The sequence below is a fragment of the Salinibacterium sp. genome, assembly GCF_031364185.1.
Classification (GTDB): domain Bacteria; phylum Actinomycetota; class Actinomycetes; order Actinomycetales; family Microbacteriaceae; genus Rhodoglobus.
This window is the reverse complement of the sequence record NZ_JANLVV010000386.1, coordinates 1-13,539: the sequence shown is the minus strand read 5'-3', so window position 1 is coordinate 13,539 and position 13,539 is coordinate 1. Positions and strand designations below refer to the sequence as shown.

Annotated in this window: 13 protein-coding genes and 1 pseudogene; 7 read left to right on the top strand and 7 right to left on the bottom strand. The window is 64.2% G+C overall.

The window, feature by feature from the left end:
* A partial coding sequence (locus RMN95_RS16635; protein WP_309618017.1) for an acyl-CoA thioesterase II occupies positions 1-804 on the bottom strand: 804 nt, incomplete at its 3' end.
* 21 nt (positions 805-825) lie between these two features.
* On the opposite strand from RMN95_RS16635, the gene RMN95_RS16630 reads away from it, so the two are divergent.
* On the top strand, positions 826-1,506 hold the full coding sequence (locus tag RMN95_RS16630; RefSeq protein ID WP_309618016.1) for a hypothetical protein: 681 nt from the start codon (positions 826-828) through the stop codon (positions 1,504-1,506).
* Between the two features lie 31 nt (positions 1,507-1,537).
* On the opposite strand, the gene RMN95_RS16625 is transcribed toward RMN95_RS16630, so the two are convergent.
* From RMN95_RS16625 to RMN95_RS16605, 5 genes are all read right to left on the bottom strand, one after another.
* Entirely contained in the window at positions 1,538-2,167 is a 630-nt protein-coding gene (locus tag RMN95_RS16625; protein WP_309618015.1) for a DUF2510 domain-containing protein, read from the bottom strand.
* Positions 2,168-2,258: 91 nt separating this feature from the next.
* A complete protein-coding gene (locus tag RMN95_RS16620) occupies positions 2,259-2,642 on the bottom strand; it encodes a globin (RefSeq protein ID WP_309618019.1) in 384 nt (127 codons plus the stop codon).
* A gap of 56 nt (positions 2,643-2,698) precedes the next feature.
* The gene (locus tag RMN95_RS16615; protein ID WP_309618014.1) at positions 2,699-3,817 is read right to left on the bottom strand and encodes a mechanosensitive ion channel domain-containing protein; all 1,119 of its coding nucleotides are present in this window, start codon (positions 3,815-3,817) and stop codon (positions 2,699-2,701) included.
* A gap of 134 nt (positions 3,818-3,951) precedes the next feature.
* Positions 3,952-6,492 (bottom strand): aminopeptidase N, encoded by a 2,541-nt coding sequence (gene pepN, locus RMN95_RS16610; protein WP_309618013.1) that lies wholly within the window; start codon positions 6,490-6,492, stop codon positions 3,952-3,954.
* A 64-nt stretch (positions 6,493-6,556) separates the two neighbouring features.
* On the bottom strand, positions 6,557-7,210 hold the full coding sequence (locus tag RMN95_RS16605) for a hypothetical protein (RefSeq protein WP_309618012.1): 654 nt from the start codon (positions 7,208-7,210) through the stop codon (positions 6,557-6,559).
* 85 nt (positions 7,211-7,295) lie between these two features.
* Between RMN95_RS16605 and RMN95_RS16600 the strand changes: the two genes are divergently transcribed.
* From RMN95_RS16600 to RMN95_RS16575, 6 genes are all read left to right on the top strand, one after another.
* Complete coding sequence (locus RMN95_RS16600) at positions 7,296-8,276, top strand: DUF2332 domain-containing protein (protein WP_309618011.1); 981 nt, start codon at positions 7,296-7,298, stop codon at positions 8,274-8,276.
* 37 nt (positions 8,277-8,313) lie between these two features.
* On the top strand, positions 8,314-8,802 hold the full coding sequence (locus tag RMN95_RS16595; RefSeq protein ID WP_309618010.1) for a ribose-5-phosphate isomerase: 489 nt from the start codon (positions 8,314-8,316) through the stop codon (positions 8,800-8,802).
* Positions 8,802-9,764 (top strand): DNA-formamidopyrimidine glycosylase family protein, encoded by a 963-nt coding sequence (locus RMN95_RS16590; protein WP_309618009.1) that lies wholly within the window; start codon positions 8,802-8,804, stop codon positions 9,762-9,764. Before RMN95_RS16595 ends, RMN95_RS16590 begins: the two co-directional genes overlap by 1 nt.
* Before the next feature lie 36 nt (positions 9,765-9,800).
* Positions 9,801-10,454, top strand: a complete 654-nt coding sequence (locus RMN95_RS16585; protein ID WP_309618008.1) for an FMN-binding negative transcriptional regulator — start codon at positions 9,801-9,803, stop codon at positions 10,452-10,454.
* A 2-nt stretch (positions 10,455-10,456) separates the two neighbouring features.
* Positions 10,457-11,920 carry an amidohydrolase family protein gene (locus tag RMN95_RS16580; protein WP_309618018.1) on the top strand — a complete coding sequence of 488 codons (1,464 nt, stop codon included), beginning with the start codon at positions 10,457-10,459 and terminating at the stop codon, positions 11,918-11,920.
* Positions 11,921-11,995: 75 nt separating this feature from the next.
* A complete protein-coding gene (locus tag RMN95_RS16575) occupies positions 11,996-13,414 on the top strand; it encodes a cytochrome P450 (RefSeq protein WP_309618007.1) in 1,419 nt (472 codons plus the stop codon).
* Between the two features lie 44 nt (positions 13,415-13,458).
* Here RMN95_RS16575 and RMN95_RS16570 read toward each other — a convergent pair.
* Positions 13,459-13,539 (bottom strand): annotated as a pseudogene (locus RMN95_RS16570) (DNA starvation/stationary phase protection protein); the annotation flags it as partial.

The window sequence follows — 13,539 nt, the reverse complement described above, 5'->3', positions numbered from 1 at the left end:
ATAGATGCGGCCCTGCGCGAGGCCACGACCACCGATGGCGTTCGGAGACTCCTGGGCGTAGAGCATCCACTCGTCGACCCGGCCGAACCTGTGCAGCCACATTGCGTGGTCGAGACTGGCAACTTTCAGGCCGGGCGTGGCCCAGGCTAGACCGTGCCGACGAATAACTGACTCCTGGATGGTGAAGTCGCTCGCGAATACGAGCGCGGCACGATGGAGGTTTTCATCGTCTGGCATCGGCCCGATGGCTTTCAGCCACACCGCCTGGTGCGGCACATGGGCGCCGTCTACCGAAAGATATATCGGCGAGGGAATATGTCGGATGTCGAATGGTCGCTCGTAAGCCCATGAGCGCGCAATCGGATGGTCAATGTCACCGAGCACCTCAGCAGCGGTCGGCAGTTCGTCGGGGTCCGGGAGGTCGGCGGGCATGTCGACCTGGTGGTCGAGCCCGTCGTCCCGATCCTGGAACGAGGCGATCATGGAAAGGATCGGCCGCCCGTCCTGGTAGGCCTGCGTGCGCCTGGTCGAGAAAGATCTGCCATCGTGAATCCGATCAACGGAGAAGGTGATCGGTGCGTTGAGGTCTCCCGGCCGAAGGAAATAGCCGTGCATGGAATGTGCGATGCGATCGGGAGCGATCGTGCGCTGGGCGGCCACCAGGGATTGTGCAAGCACCTGCCCACCGAAGACCCGCCCATGAGGCATCCACTGGCTACTTCCCGTAAAAATATCTTCGCTGGTGCGTGCGCCGGTGTCTGCCAAATCGAGCGCGGAAAGAAGTCCGGTCAGTGGGTCGCCCATGACCTGTAGTTTAGGAGACCTATGAGTCGAACGTTCACCCTCTCCGATTCCCTCGCGCTGGGAGACCTTCACATCTTCCTCGGGCGGGCGATGCGGGTTGATGACGGCTCGGTGCGTCTCATTGCGGGCTCCAGCGTGTTGGCTGTCTACGTCTCGGTGCTGCATCCGGCTGGGCTTCTTGATGAGAGCCCGACCGTTCTGGGTCTTCGCACGTTCGCCATTGCCGCGGGGGAGGCGTTCGATGCCGTCGTTCCCGTGCGGTCCCTGGCAATGAGAGTGGAGAGCCAAGTGGATGCGGCAGCGCTGAGCCCGACCGAGCCCGTGACGATTACCCTCCCGATGGAAGTCAATACGGTGACCTGGGCCGCGATCTCGCCGCCGCGGGGTGGGTGGCTTCCTCTGGAGTCCACCGGTTCCACCGTGCTCGAGGCTGCCGCTCGGGCGGGAATTGACGAGGTTGCCTCCGCGATCCCCACCGGAACCGGGGAGCAGATCGTGCAACGCGTTCGAACCGAGATTTGGGCGCGCACTATCGACGGTCTCGAATTCGTTCCCGCCGGAGCGGCCTTTGCCGCGCTAAGCCTGGGATTCCTGGCCGATGACGAAACCGTGGCGATCTACGAGACAGGCCCGTGGACGCGGTTGACCACACGGGGTGGCCACGTGCTGGTCAAGCGTCGCGCCTGGAGCATGTCGCGCTGAGAGCCGCCCTATCCAACGGCACGAGAAGGACTCAGAACGTTGAGTATGTCGAGATCTGCTGGAACAGTTGCATGAAGACCACGGCCATCCATGCGATGACCAAGATGTTCGCGAGCACCAGCGCTGCGATAGCCGCCCACATCGGCGCGATCCCTCCGCCCGTCCGTCGCCGCACGATCACGGACCGCCCGATCACGTACACGGGGGAATATAGGAACGTCCACGCCCAGTGGAATGGGCGAGGCACGCCGCGCGCGATGAGTTCCTTCCGATCGAGAAACGCAAATAGGACGCAGAGGCCATAGGTAAGCCATCCGCCGATAACGGTGATGATGTACCCCGGTGATGTGAAGATCTGCAACTGGGCACGGGTGGACGAGCCCTGGTCGCCGGCGCTGATCCCATCAAATATTCCCGAGAAATCGACGGTGAAGAGCAGGGGGAGCGTGACGTAGGGCAGGAAAACCATCAGCCAGATCCAGGGCGTGTAGACCCTCGTGTTTTCCGGTGCCCTGCCCACGGAGATGCCGGGCGAGGCCGGGTCGTAGGGCTGCTGCAACCGATCGGTCCACTGGGCGCCATCCCACCATCGGGATGTCGCCGGTTCGGCGGGGTCCTGGTACCATCCAGCAGGGGTAGCGGGATATGCAGGGCTCGTCATGGGTCGACTCACTTTCTCGCGGGAGGGCGCCGCCAGTGGCCGCGCTCCTACCACTGAGGCTATAGCCCGCCCGACGAACGGCGCGGTATCTCTAGTCGTCGAAGGTGTTGACCATGGCCTGCGCGGCGCGGTCGAGGTACGCCCAGAGGGTGGCGTCGTGGAGCGGGGAGAGCTCGAGACTGTCAAGGGCGGCTCGCATATGCGTGAGCCAGCGGTCGCGGGCATCCGGATTCACTTTAAAGGGCATGTGCCGCATGCGCAGGCGAGGGTGCCCGCGTTGCTCGCTGTAGGTGGATGGGCCGCCCCAATACTGCTCGAGAAAGCCGGTTAATCGCTGGATTGCGCCTTCCAGGTCGGGCTGTTCGGGATACATCGGCAGCAACACCTCGTCGGTCGCAATGCCCTCATAAAATTTGCGCACCAGCTTCTCGAAGGTAGCCCGGCCGCCGACCTGCTCCCAGAAATTTCCCTGCACCGATTCGCCGCTCGCCCTCAACCTGAGGGTGACCGGGTTAGGCTCGTGGCTGCCGCTCACGGCCGAGGCTTCTCTGTGGGTTTTGCCTTGGGGGGCACCAACGGCTGACTTCGGGGGTCTTGCGTCGATGGAGGTTTTTGGCCATTGGGCTTTGGCACCGTCTCACTCTCCGTCAGTGGCACATCATCGGGCTGAACGATGACTGGTTTTGTCTTCGGCGGTCGGGCACCATTTACGCTTGCGGCGTTCTCGGCCCCCGATAACACCATCGTATTCAGGGCGGGCAGTCGAACGCCCATGTCGTCAAGAGAATTTTTCAGCTGTGCCCGCAACTCGCGAGCCACATCGTCTTTCGAAGCCGACGCCGTCTTCACGACTATTCTCAGCACGATCGCCTCGGCAGAGATCGATTCGATGCCCCAGACTTCTGGCTTTTCGAGGATGCGTGAGCGCCACTTACTACTTGTCGCCATGGTCGTGGCGGTCTGCAGGATGCGATCCTGCACGGCGTCGACATCGGCCTCGTATGGCACGGCCAGGTCAATGATTACGCGCGCCCACCCCTGTGACTTATTGCCCACTCTCAGGATCTCGCCGTTGCGCACGAACCACAGGGTTCCGTTGACATCCCGCACCTGGGTGATCCGGATGCCGACGCCCTCGACCACACCGGTAGCAGGCCCCAGATCGACCACGTCGCCGACGCCGAGCTGGTCTTCTGCGACCATGAACAGGCCGCTGAGCACGTCTTTGACGACGTTTTGTGCTCCGAATCCGAGGCCGGCGCCGAGAGCTGCGGTGATGAGGGCGAAGGCTGACGTCGCCCCGGGGAAGATCTTATTGAACAGCACGAGCACGGCCATGATGACGATGACCGTGGTGACGATGTTGCCCAATACGCTGCCGAGAGTGCGCGTGCGTTGCACCACTCTGACCGCCGCCAACGGCGACATCAGCATGGCCTGGGTGTCATCGAAGTTTTGCCGCTTCTTGGCGCCGTTGATGATGCGTCGAACCACGCGACGGATCGCGAACAGGAGCACCCAGCGCAGGATGATGGCGCCGACGATCACAAAGAAAATGGTGAAAAGATGCCAGACCGCGTCGAAATCCCGCAGGTTCTGTAGGATCCCGTCCCACTGGGGTGTCGCGGGCGGTTCCGTCGTCTCATCCATAGCTACCCAAGCTTACCGAGGCCCCCCACGCCGAGTCTGGGGAGCCGCGGCATCCGGAAACGCGCGAACCCCGGCATATCGTCGGACCCTGGAATCGGGACCGGCACTTTACCGGGGTTCGCGGTGGCCGAACCTCAGTCGAGGTCTCGGTGCTGCGCCTGCAGCGCACGCTCGACGCCCGCAAGATTCTCGATGACCATGCGGCGCAGCGCCGGAACATCGGGGTTGGCGTTCAGCCAGGCCTTCGTGGCATCCACCAGCTCAGTGGATGCCAGAGGCGCCGGATACAGTCCCATCACGATATATTCGGCAATTTTGTACGAGCGGTTCTCCCAGATGTCGCCGAGCGCTGCAAAATACGGCTGGATCAGCGGCTCGAGGGAGGCGGGATCATTGACGTGCTGGTAGCCCATCGTCACCATGCGCACGATCGCGTTCGGCAGGGTGTCGCTAGCGACGAGTGAGTCGAACGCTGCGCGCTTACCCTGCGCGGTCGGGATGGTGGCGCGCGCTCTCGCAGCGGCTTGTTGGCCATTGGACGTGTTGTCGTTGGCCAGCGCTGCGTCGATCGCGGCGCCGTCGGCCGCACCGGTGAGCACGAGCCCCTCGAGGATTTCCCAGCGCAGGTCGGTGTCGATCTCGAGCCCTTCGAGTGGGGCCGAACCGTCCAGCAACCCGGTGAGTCGTGCGACGTGCTCGTCGGTGGAGGCGATGTTTGCGAAGAACTTCACGAACTGGAACTGCGAATCAGACGCGGCGGGAGCGTCGATGGCAAGCTTCCACAGCCCATCACCGACAGCCGCGATCGTGTCAACGCGTCGTGCGGGCGCAACATAAAAACGAGCAACAGTAATAAGTTGACTCAGGGTGGTGCGAATCGTGGTCGACTCGGTTTCGCTGCCGATGTTGCCCAGCACCAGGTGCACGTAATCGCTGGCGCTCGACTCGGCATCCCGCGTGGCATCCCAGGCGGCACCCCACACAATCGAGCGGGCGAGTGGGTCACTGATGTCGGCGAGGTGCTCCATGGCCATGGCGAGCGACTGCTCGTCGAGGCGGATCTTCGCGTAGGCCAGATCCTCATCGTTGACGAGCACGAGGTCAGGTCGGCCCTGGCCGATGAGCGCCGTGACCTCCGTGCGCTCCCCATCAACATCAATCTCGACCTTATGGTCTCGCACCAGCTTGCCATCGTGCAGGTTGTAGAAGCCGATCGCGAGACGGTGCGGGCGAATGGTGGGATAGTCGACCGCCGCCTCCTGCAGCACCGCGAAGGAGGTGATGGTGCCGTCTGCGGTGGTCTCAATGGCGGGTCGCAGGGTGTTGACTCCGGCCGTCTCGAGCCACAGTCTCGTCCAGTCGCCGAGGTCGCGGCCGCTGGTCTTCTCCAGCTCCACCATCAGGTCGCTCAGCTCGGTGTTGCCGAACGCGTGCTTCGCGAAGTAGTTGCTCACGCCGAGCATGAACTCGGGCAGGCCCACCCAGGCGACCAGCTGCTTGATCACCGAGCCCCCCTTGGCGTAGGTGATGCCATCAAAATTGACCTGGACATCCTCAAGGTCATTGATGGTGGCGACCACCGGGTGAGTGGATGGCAGCTGGTCCTGTTTGTAGGCCCAGCTCTTCTCCATCGCCTGGAAGGTGGTCCAGGCTTCGGTCCATTCCGTCGCTTCGGCGGTCGCGAGGGTCGAGGCCCACTCCGCGAAGCTCTCGTTGAGCCACAGGTCGTTCCACCACTTCATGGTCACGAGGTCGCCGAACCACATGTGGGCCAGCTCGTGAAGGATCGTGACGACGCGACGCTCTTTGATGGCGTCTGTCACCTTCGACCGGAAGATGTACGTTTCGGTGAAGGTGATGGCGCCGGCATTCTCCATGGCCCCGGCATTGAATTCGGGAACGAAGAGCTGGTCATATTTCTCGAAGGGGTACGGGTAGTTGAAGTGCTTCTCGTAGAACTCGAAACCCTGCCTGGTCTTCTCGAAGATGTAGTCGGAGTCGAGGTACTGGCTGAGTGACTTGCGGGCGAAGATTCCGAGGGGGATGACCCTGCCGTCGCTCGAGGTGAGCTCGTCGTGCACCGAGACGTAGGGGCCGGCCACGATTGCGGTGACGTAGCTGGACAGGATCCCGGTGGGCGGGAAATCCCATGTGGCCGAGGCGCCTGTGACGGTCGGCTCGGGGGTGGGGGAGTTGCTGACGACGGCCCACCTCGCCGGTGCCGTCACGGTGAACTGGAAGGTGGCCTTGAGGTCGGGCTGCTCGAAGACGGCAAACACGCGGCGGCTGTCTGGCACCTCGAACTGGGAGTAGAGGTACACCTCTTGATCGACCGGGTCGACGAAGCGGTGCAGGCCCTCGCCGGTGTTCGTGTAGGCGCCGTCCGCCACTATCTCAAGAACATTCTCGACCGCAAGACCATCGAGTTGGATGCGCACACCGTCGCTGACCGCCGCCGGGTCGAGCGAAGCACCGTTGAGGGTGATCGAGTGCACCGCGCTCGTGATGGCGTCGATGAACGTGGAGGCACCCTCCTGCGCCGAAAAGTTGACTCGAGTGGTGGTGCCAAAGCTCTCAGGGCCGGTAGTGAGGTCGAGGGCAATCTCGTAGCTCGTGACTGACACGAGAGCTTTGCGCTCCTGTGCTTCGATGCGGGTGAGGTTATCTCCAGGCACTGGCGCTCCTTGCGGTTCGGGTGCGGCTTGTGACCGCACCGAACCAGCTTAGGCACTCAGGCGCTCACGAATGCGCGAGCCTGTACTCCACCACCGCTGGCTCAGCGAGCGGACTGGTCAGTTGTTCGGCGACATCAATGGCACCAGACAGAAGCTGCCCCAGGCGTTCGTCGGCGTCCGGGACACACGCGAGCGCGATGCCCACCGCGGCGGTGTGCACGATGGCAATGGCAGTGCGGACGCTGAGCATTCTCGGTGGCGACGAGCCGAGGTGTTTGCGCGCCCATTTCTCGGCATCCGGCGCGGTCGCGAACGCCGCCGCCGCTATGGCGCGGAGTTCAGCTGAGCCGTCCGAGTCACTCGCGCAGATCATGCCGACAGCGAGGGCCCGCTGGCGATCCATGCTGGCGATGGGCAGTCCAGCGCTTGCGGCATGCACTGCGATGGCCGCTGTGAAATGTAGGTCGTCGCTGGTGAGGCCCACCACGCGAGGGATCAGCCTGGTGAAGCTGGAGCGGGTGGCATCCGATGCCAGATCGTTGACATCTCTAGCGAGGGCGGCAAGCACCGGATGAGTGCAGGCAGGGTGATCGCTCCACTTCTCACCGGCCAGGTACGACGCGAACTCCATGAAGCAGGCGCCCTGTTTCGGCGTTCGATGCCGACCGGCTGACAGGATCGGCATGACCAATTGTGTTGCGGAGCCTGAGCTTCTCATGGTGCTCTCCTTGCGCGATGTTGTGCTTCCACAATTCTGCGCCTGCGGGGGCCACTACCGCCAGAGGGAGGTGGAGAATCGAGGCATGAAAGCAGTAGCTGATCCCGGGTCGTCCACCGCCGAGCGCTACCGGGATTTTGCCGAGGTGGAGGCGCCCGGCCAATCGATGGTCTACGGGGAGTGGGCGCTCGGAGTCGCTGGTGACCCCCGGATCATTGAGCTCATCGATGAACTTCCGCTGGCCAAACGGCAGGTGAACCTGGTATTCGCGGCCATTCGCGCGGCGGGCGGTCCCGTGGTGTCGTATGACGAGCTGCGTCAGTGGCTGCTGGCCCAGTGGCCGACGGTGCGGTCTATTGCGCTGACCCGGTCGACGCAGACCAATGAGGCCGCTCGCTGCGCCGTATTACTGCCGCTGCTCGCCGGCTTGCCGCAACCGCTTGCCCTGCTTGAGGTGGGAGCGTCGGCCGGCCTGTGTCTTTTCCCGGATCGTTACAGCTACCGTTACGGCGATCAGGAAGTCCACCCGACAGAGGGCCCCAGCGCGATTGTGTTGGTGCCTCGCGTCAGTGGACCAGTGCCGGTGCCGCACCGGATGCCGAGCATTGCCTGGCGGGCCGGGCTCGATCTCAACCCGCTCGACGTCAACAACGTCGACGAGATGCAGTGGCTGGAGGCGCTCGTCTGGCCAGAGCATCAGGAGCGGCGCCGGCGGCTTCGCGCCGCCGTGGCCATCGCACAGCAGGACCCACCGAGAATCGTTCGGTCAGACGCGCTCGTGGGCCTTGAGTCACTCGCGGCGCAGGCACCGGCGGACGCCACGCTGGTGATCGTGCACAGCGCCGCCCTCGCCTACTTTCCCCAGGATGATCGCACGGCCTTCGCCGCCCTGGTGCCGACACTTCCCGGGCATTGGATCTCCAACGAGGGCCAGGGCGTCACACCCGGTGTGGGGGATCGAGTCGTCGCCTCGGGGGCTGATCCCGCCCTCTTCGCGGTCGCGCTGGACGGGCATCAGGTCGCCTTCGCGGGCGGACACGGCCAGAGCCTTGACTGGATCGGGTGAGTGACGCTCAGGTGCCAATAATCCATAAACTGGCATTATGCGCATCCACATCGCCACCGACCATGCTGGCCTCGAGCTCAGTGCCGATCTCAGCCGGCATCTCGCGGCTGCCGGTCACGATGTTGTCGACCACGGCCCGACCAGCTATGACGCTCTGGATGACTACCCGTCGTTCTGCATTAACGCGGCGCTAGCGGTAGTCGCCGACCAGTCTGCTGGCATCGAGTGCCTCGGCGTCGTGTTCGGCGGCTCCGGAAACGGCGAGCAGATCGCCGCGAACAAGGTCACGGGCGCCCGCGCGGCCCTGGTCTGGAACGAAAGTACCGCTCTGTTGGCCCGGCAGCACAACGATGCCAACCTGATTTCTATCGGTGCGCGCCAGCACAGCATCGACGAGGCCAAGCACTTCATCGACGTGTTCATCGCCGAGCCGTTTTCAGGTGAGCCGCGTCACGCCAGGCGTGTTGACCAGCTCGCTGAGTTCGAGTCAACTGGGCTGATTGCTGGCCACGAGATCGGTTTTTGATGCCCGAGGGGCATTCCGTACATCGCATCGCGCGACGGTTCGATCAGCTCTTTGTGGGGCGCGAGGTCACGGCATCCTCGCCGCAGGGTCGATTTGCCGGCGGCGCCACACTGATTGATGGACGCTGGATGACACGGGCCAAGGCCGTCGGTAAGCACCTGTTCCTCGGGTTCGACAACGACCTGTGGCTGCACGTTCACCTGGGCCTCTATGGCGCCTGGGATTTTGCGGGTGACATCACGGCACCCGCGATCGTCCCTGACCAGCCCGTCACAACAGACGAGACGAGCACGGTCGTCGGCGAGCATGAAGATTCCCTCTCGAGTATCGGCGCGCCCCGGCGCGCCCGGCTGCGCATCTCTGAGCAGGAGAACATTGAGGAGAATGTTGCGGCGTTTCCGGCCGAGCCGGTGGGGGCCGTTCGGGTCAGGCTCCTGACCCACGCCACGGTCGCCGACCTTCGCGGGCCGACCGCATGCGAGGTCATGCGTGCGGATGAGGTGCAGGCCAAGATCGATACGCTCGGGCCCGATCCCATCGTCGACGCGGGCCGTAAAGCCGAAAATCGGTTCGTAGCGGCGGTGATGAAGAGGGCCACTCCGATCGGTCTGCTGCTGATGGACCAGTCGGTCGTCGCCGGAATCGGCAACGTCTATCGGGCCGAAATCCTGTTCCGCGCGCGACTGGATCCGCACACCAGGGGGCGCGACCTCCCCGAGAAGACCGTTCGCGCGCTGTGGAAAGACTGGGTGACGCTGCTGAAAATTGGCGTCGAAACGGGCCAGATGCTGACGCGAGATGATCTTGGCCCACCTTCCGCCAGGGGCATCATGGCCCGTCGAGCAAACCGCCACTGGGTGTACCACCGCACCGGGGAACCGTGCCGAGTGTGCGGGTTCCCCATCGTCATGGAAATCATGGGGGCCCGCACGCTGTATTGGTGCCCACAGGACCAGAGATGACGCGGGAGTCCGACACATGAGCCAGGAGTCCGACACATGAGAGTGACACCCACCTATCTGCTGACCGACCCCGACGAGGTCAAACGATTGATTCGCGAGAACCCCTGGGTCACCATGGTGTCCAATACCGCTACGGGCCTGGTCGCCTCGCACTATCCGGTCGTGCTCGAGGACGACCACGACGGCATCAGCATTGTGAGCCATGTCGGCCGCCCTGATGAGAAACTGCACGAGCTCGGCCAGCACGAACTGCTGCTGATTGTGCAGGGACCGCACGGCTATATCTCTCCCGGCTGGTATGCGAATAGTGACTTTGTTCCGACCTGGAACCACGTGACTGCTCACCTCTACGGAACCCCGGAATTACTCAGCGACGAGGAGAATTTTGAGGTTCTCGATGATCTCGTCGATCATTTCGAGCAGCGGATGCCACATCCGGTCTCCCTCGATATCGACGAGCACTCGGCCCGCCGCATCGCCAAGGGCACGGTGGGCATTCGCCTGCGCGTCACCCGGTTCGATGCCCGGCTGAAGCTCAGCCAGAACAAGAGCCCGGAGGTTTTTGATCGCATCGTGGAGGCGCTGCAAGGCGATGGACCCTACCACTCGCCCGCGCTCGCGGCCGAGATGCTGCGGGTGCGTGACGCCGCGGCGTTGGTGCCCTCCGAGGATGACGATGCTGATTCGTGACGATGCTGATTCGTAACGCCAAAATTTCCGACGGTGACGGATCGCTCGTCGACCTGCGGCTCGATAATGGCGAGATTGCCTCGATCATCACCACGGGTTCGTTCACGACCGAGGCTGACCAGATCGATGCTGAGGGGCGCTGGGTGTCGCCCGGACTGTGGGATAACCATGTGCACGCCAGCCAGTGGGCACTCTCGGCGCGCCGGCTCGACGTATCGACCGCAGAATCGGCGAGCCGGGCCGGTGAGCTCGTGGCCAACGCCCTGGCCGCGGGGGCGGTTGTGGCCGCCGGACAGCCCTTCATAGGGTCGGGATTTCGCGACGGGCTGTGGCCCGATGCGCCCGCTCTGGAGGTTCTGGATGCCGCGGGCGCAGGTGTTCCGGTCGTGCTCATCAGTGGCGACCTGCACGCCGCCTGGCTGAACTCGGCCGCGCTTGAGCTCTATGGTCACCGTGGCCACGAGACCGGACTGCTCCGCGAGGTCGAGGCGTTCGAGGTTGCCCGTCGCATCAGCTCGGTGCCCGACGATCTTCTCGACTCATGGCTGGCGGAGGCGGGTCGCGCCGCCGCTGCTCGCGGTGTGGTGGGCATCGTCGACCTGGAGATGGACTGGAATCTCGACTCGTGGCGCCGGCGCATGGCCGCCGGCTTCGACAGTGTGCGGGTCGAGTTCGGTATCTACCCGCAGCACCTTGATCGGGCGCTCGAACTGGGTTTGCACACGGGCCAGTCCATAGCGCCGCTGCTGGGCGTCGGGCGTTTCAAGGTCATCACGGACGGCTCGCTGAACACCCGCACGGCATACTGCTACGACGAGTATCCGGGCCTGGAAGGGCGCGAGGGTTCCCGCGGACTACTCACGGTGCCGCCCGCCGAACTGCTTTCGCGGATGCGCGCCGCGTCGAGAGCCGGCCTCGAGTCGAGCGTGCACGCGATCGGCGACCACGCGACATCCCTCGCCCTGGATGCTTTCGAGCAGGTGGGGGTCGGCGGACGCATCGAACACGCGCAGCTGGTGGCCGATGCCGACCTCGCACGTTTCGCGGCCCTGGGCGTGACCGCGAGTGTGCAGCCCGACCATGCCATGGATGACCGTGACGTCGCGGAGAGGTACTGGGCCGGGCGCACCGGGCAGGCGTTCCCTTTGCGGTCTCTGCTCGATGCTGGTGCCACACTGGCGTTCGGGTCGGACGCCCCGGTCTCGGCGCTCGACCCGTGGGTGACGATGGCGGCGGCGGTGGGCAGGTCGCGCGGTGATCGCGAGCCGTGGCATCCGGAGCAGCAAATCTCGGCGCGAGAAGCGCTGGCGGCGAGTACTCGCGGCAGTGTTGCCGTGGGGCAGCCCGCCGACCTCATCCTCACCGACAGTGACCCGAGCTCTCTAACGGCGCCGCAGCTTCGGGATGTCACGGTGTGGGCGACCCTGATGGCGGGCCGCCTGACGCATCTCGCGCGCGTGGAGTAGCGGCCCTCTAGACTCGGGCTTATCGGCGCGATCGCGCGTCGCGTATCCACTCTGCACCGTCGCAGGAGGCATCCGATGACCAGGCCATTCACGGCGCCCAGGCCCGAGAGCTACGCTCCGATGCCCAAGCCGATCAGGTCGCGCAGATCGTTGACGACAGACCTGCCCCCGGGCCCTCGGGGCTTCCCCGTCTCGATCACAGCGCAATTTCTACGAGATGCCCCGGCTTTCCTGCTGGGCCTTCACCGCACGTATGGCGACACGGCCTCGTATTTTCTCAACGGCGAGCTGTTCTTCGCTTTTTTCGGGCCCGAGGGCGTGATCGACGTGACCGTGAAGAAGCAAAACTCTTTCGTCAAGGGTGTGGGATTCGACCGGATGCGGAAGGTACTCGGCACGGGGCTTCTCACGAACGAGGAGCCGATTCATCTGCGCCACCGCCGGATGATGCAGCCGCCGTTTCATCACGCGAAGCTGGGCGGCTATGCGACCATGATGCATCGCATCACCCGTGAGCACCTGGCGGGCTGGGACGAAGGCGACACCGTCGAGGCGAACCGCGAGATGATGCGGTTGACTTTCCAGATTGTGGCCCAGCTGCTGTTCGGCACCGACATCGACCGCTATGCCGACGGGGTACAGCACCACATGGGGCTTGCTATCGATCGCATCGAGCGCACCATGCTGCCGGGGTTGAAGGCCTTCGACGGGTCGCCGATTCCGTATTTCAAGAAGTTCAGGATGTCATCCGACTACCTTGCGGATGTCGCCGACGAGATCATCGCGAACCGCGCGTCGAGTGGCGAGCTCGGCGATGATCTGCTGGGCTTGCTGCTTGCGGCGAGGGATGAGGACGAGTCAGCCCTCAGTCACGACGAGGTGCGCGACGAAACCCTCACCCTCATCCTGAGCGGGCACGAAACTACCGCGAACGTGATGACCTGGGCGCTGTGCTACCTCCGCGACCGCGACGATCTCTGGGATGCTCTGGCGGCCGAGGCCGACATGCACCTGCCCGAGAGCGGGGAGATCGACCTGCGCGGCATCATGTCGGCACCGACCGCGACAGCGGTAATGGCCGAGTCGTTGCGGCTCGCGCCGCCCGTATGGGTCGCACCGCGCCGCGCGATCGATGATGTTGAGGTGGCGGGAGTCGCCGTGCCGAAGGGTGCTCATGTGATCGTCAGCCAGTACGCGAGCCACCGAAACGCACGGTTCTTTCCAGACCCGGATTCGTTCCGCCCCGAGCGCTGGGCCGACGGATTTGAGGCATCCCTCCCGCGGGGCGCCTACTTCCCGTTTGGTGCGGGCACCCGAAAATGCCTCGGCGACCAGTTCGCTCTGCTTGAGTCTCACATCATCCTGATGGAGTTGGCACGCACCGCCAGGCCGATCCCCGTGGGGCTGGGGCTGCCGAAAGCTGAGCCGCGGGCAACCTACCGCCCGGGTGGCGGGGTGCCCGCGGTGGTGCGCCGGCGGCCCGCACTGGTCTAAACCGACCGGTCCGGTGAGTGCTCGCGCACCGCCGACGCGGGCCGCTACTTCGTCGCGAGATGCGCGAACAGGAACCAGCGGTCTTTTTCCAGGCCGCGGGCGATTTCGATGGCGACATCCTGGCT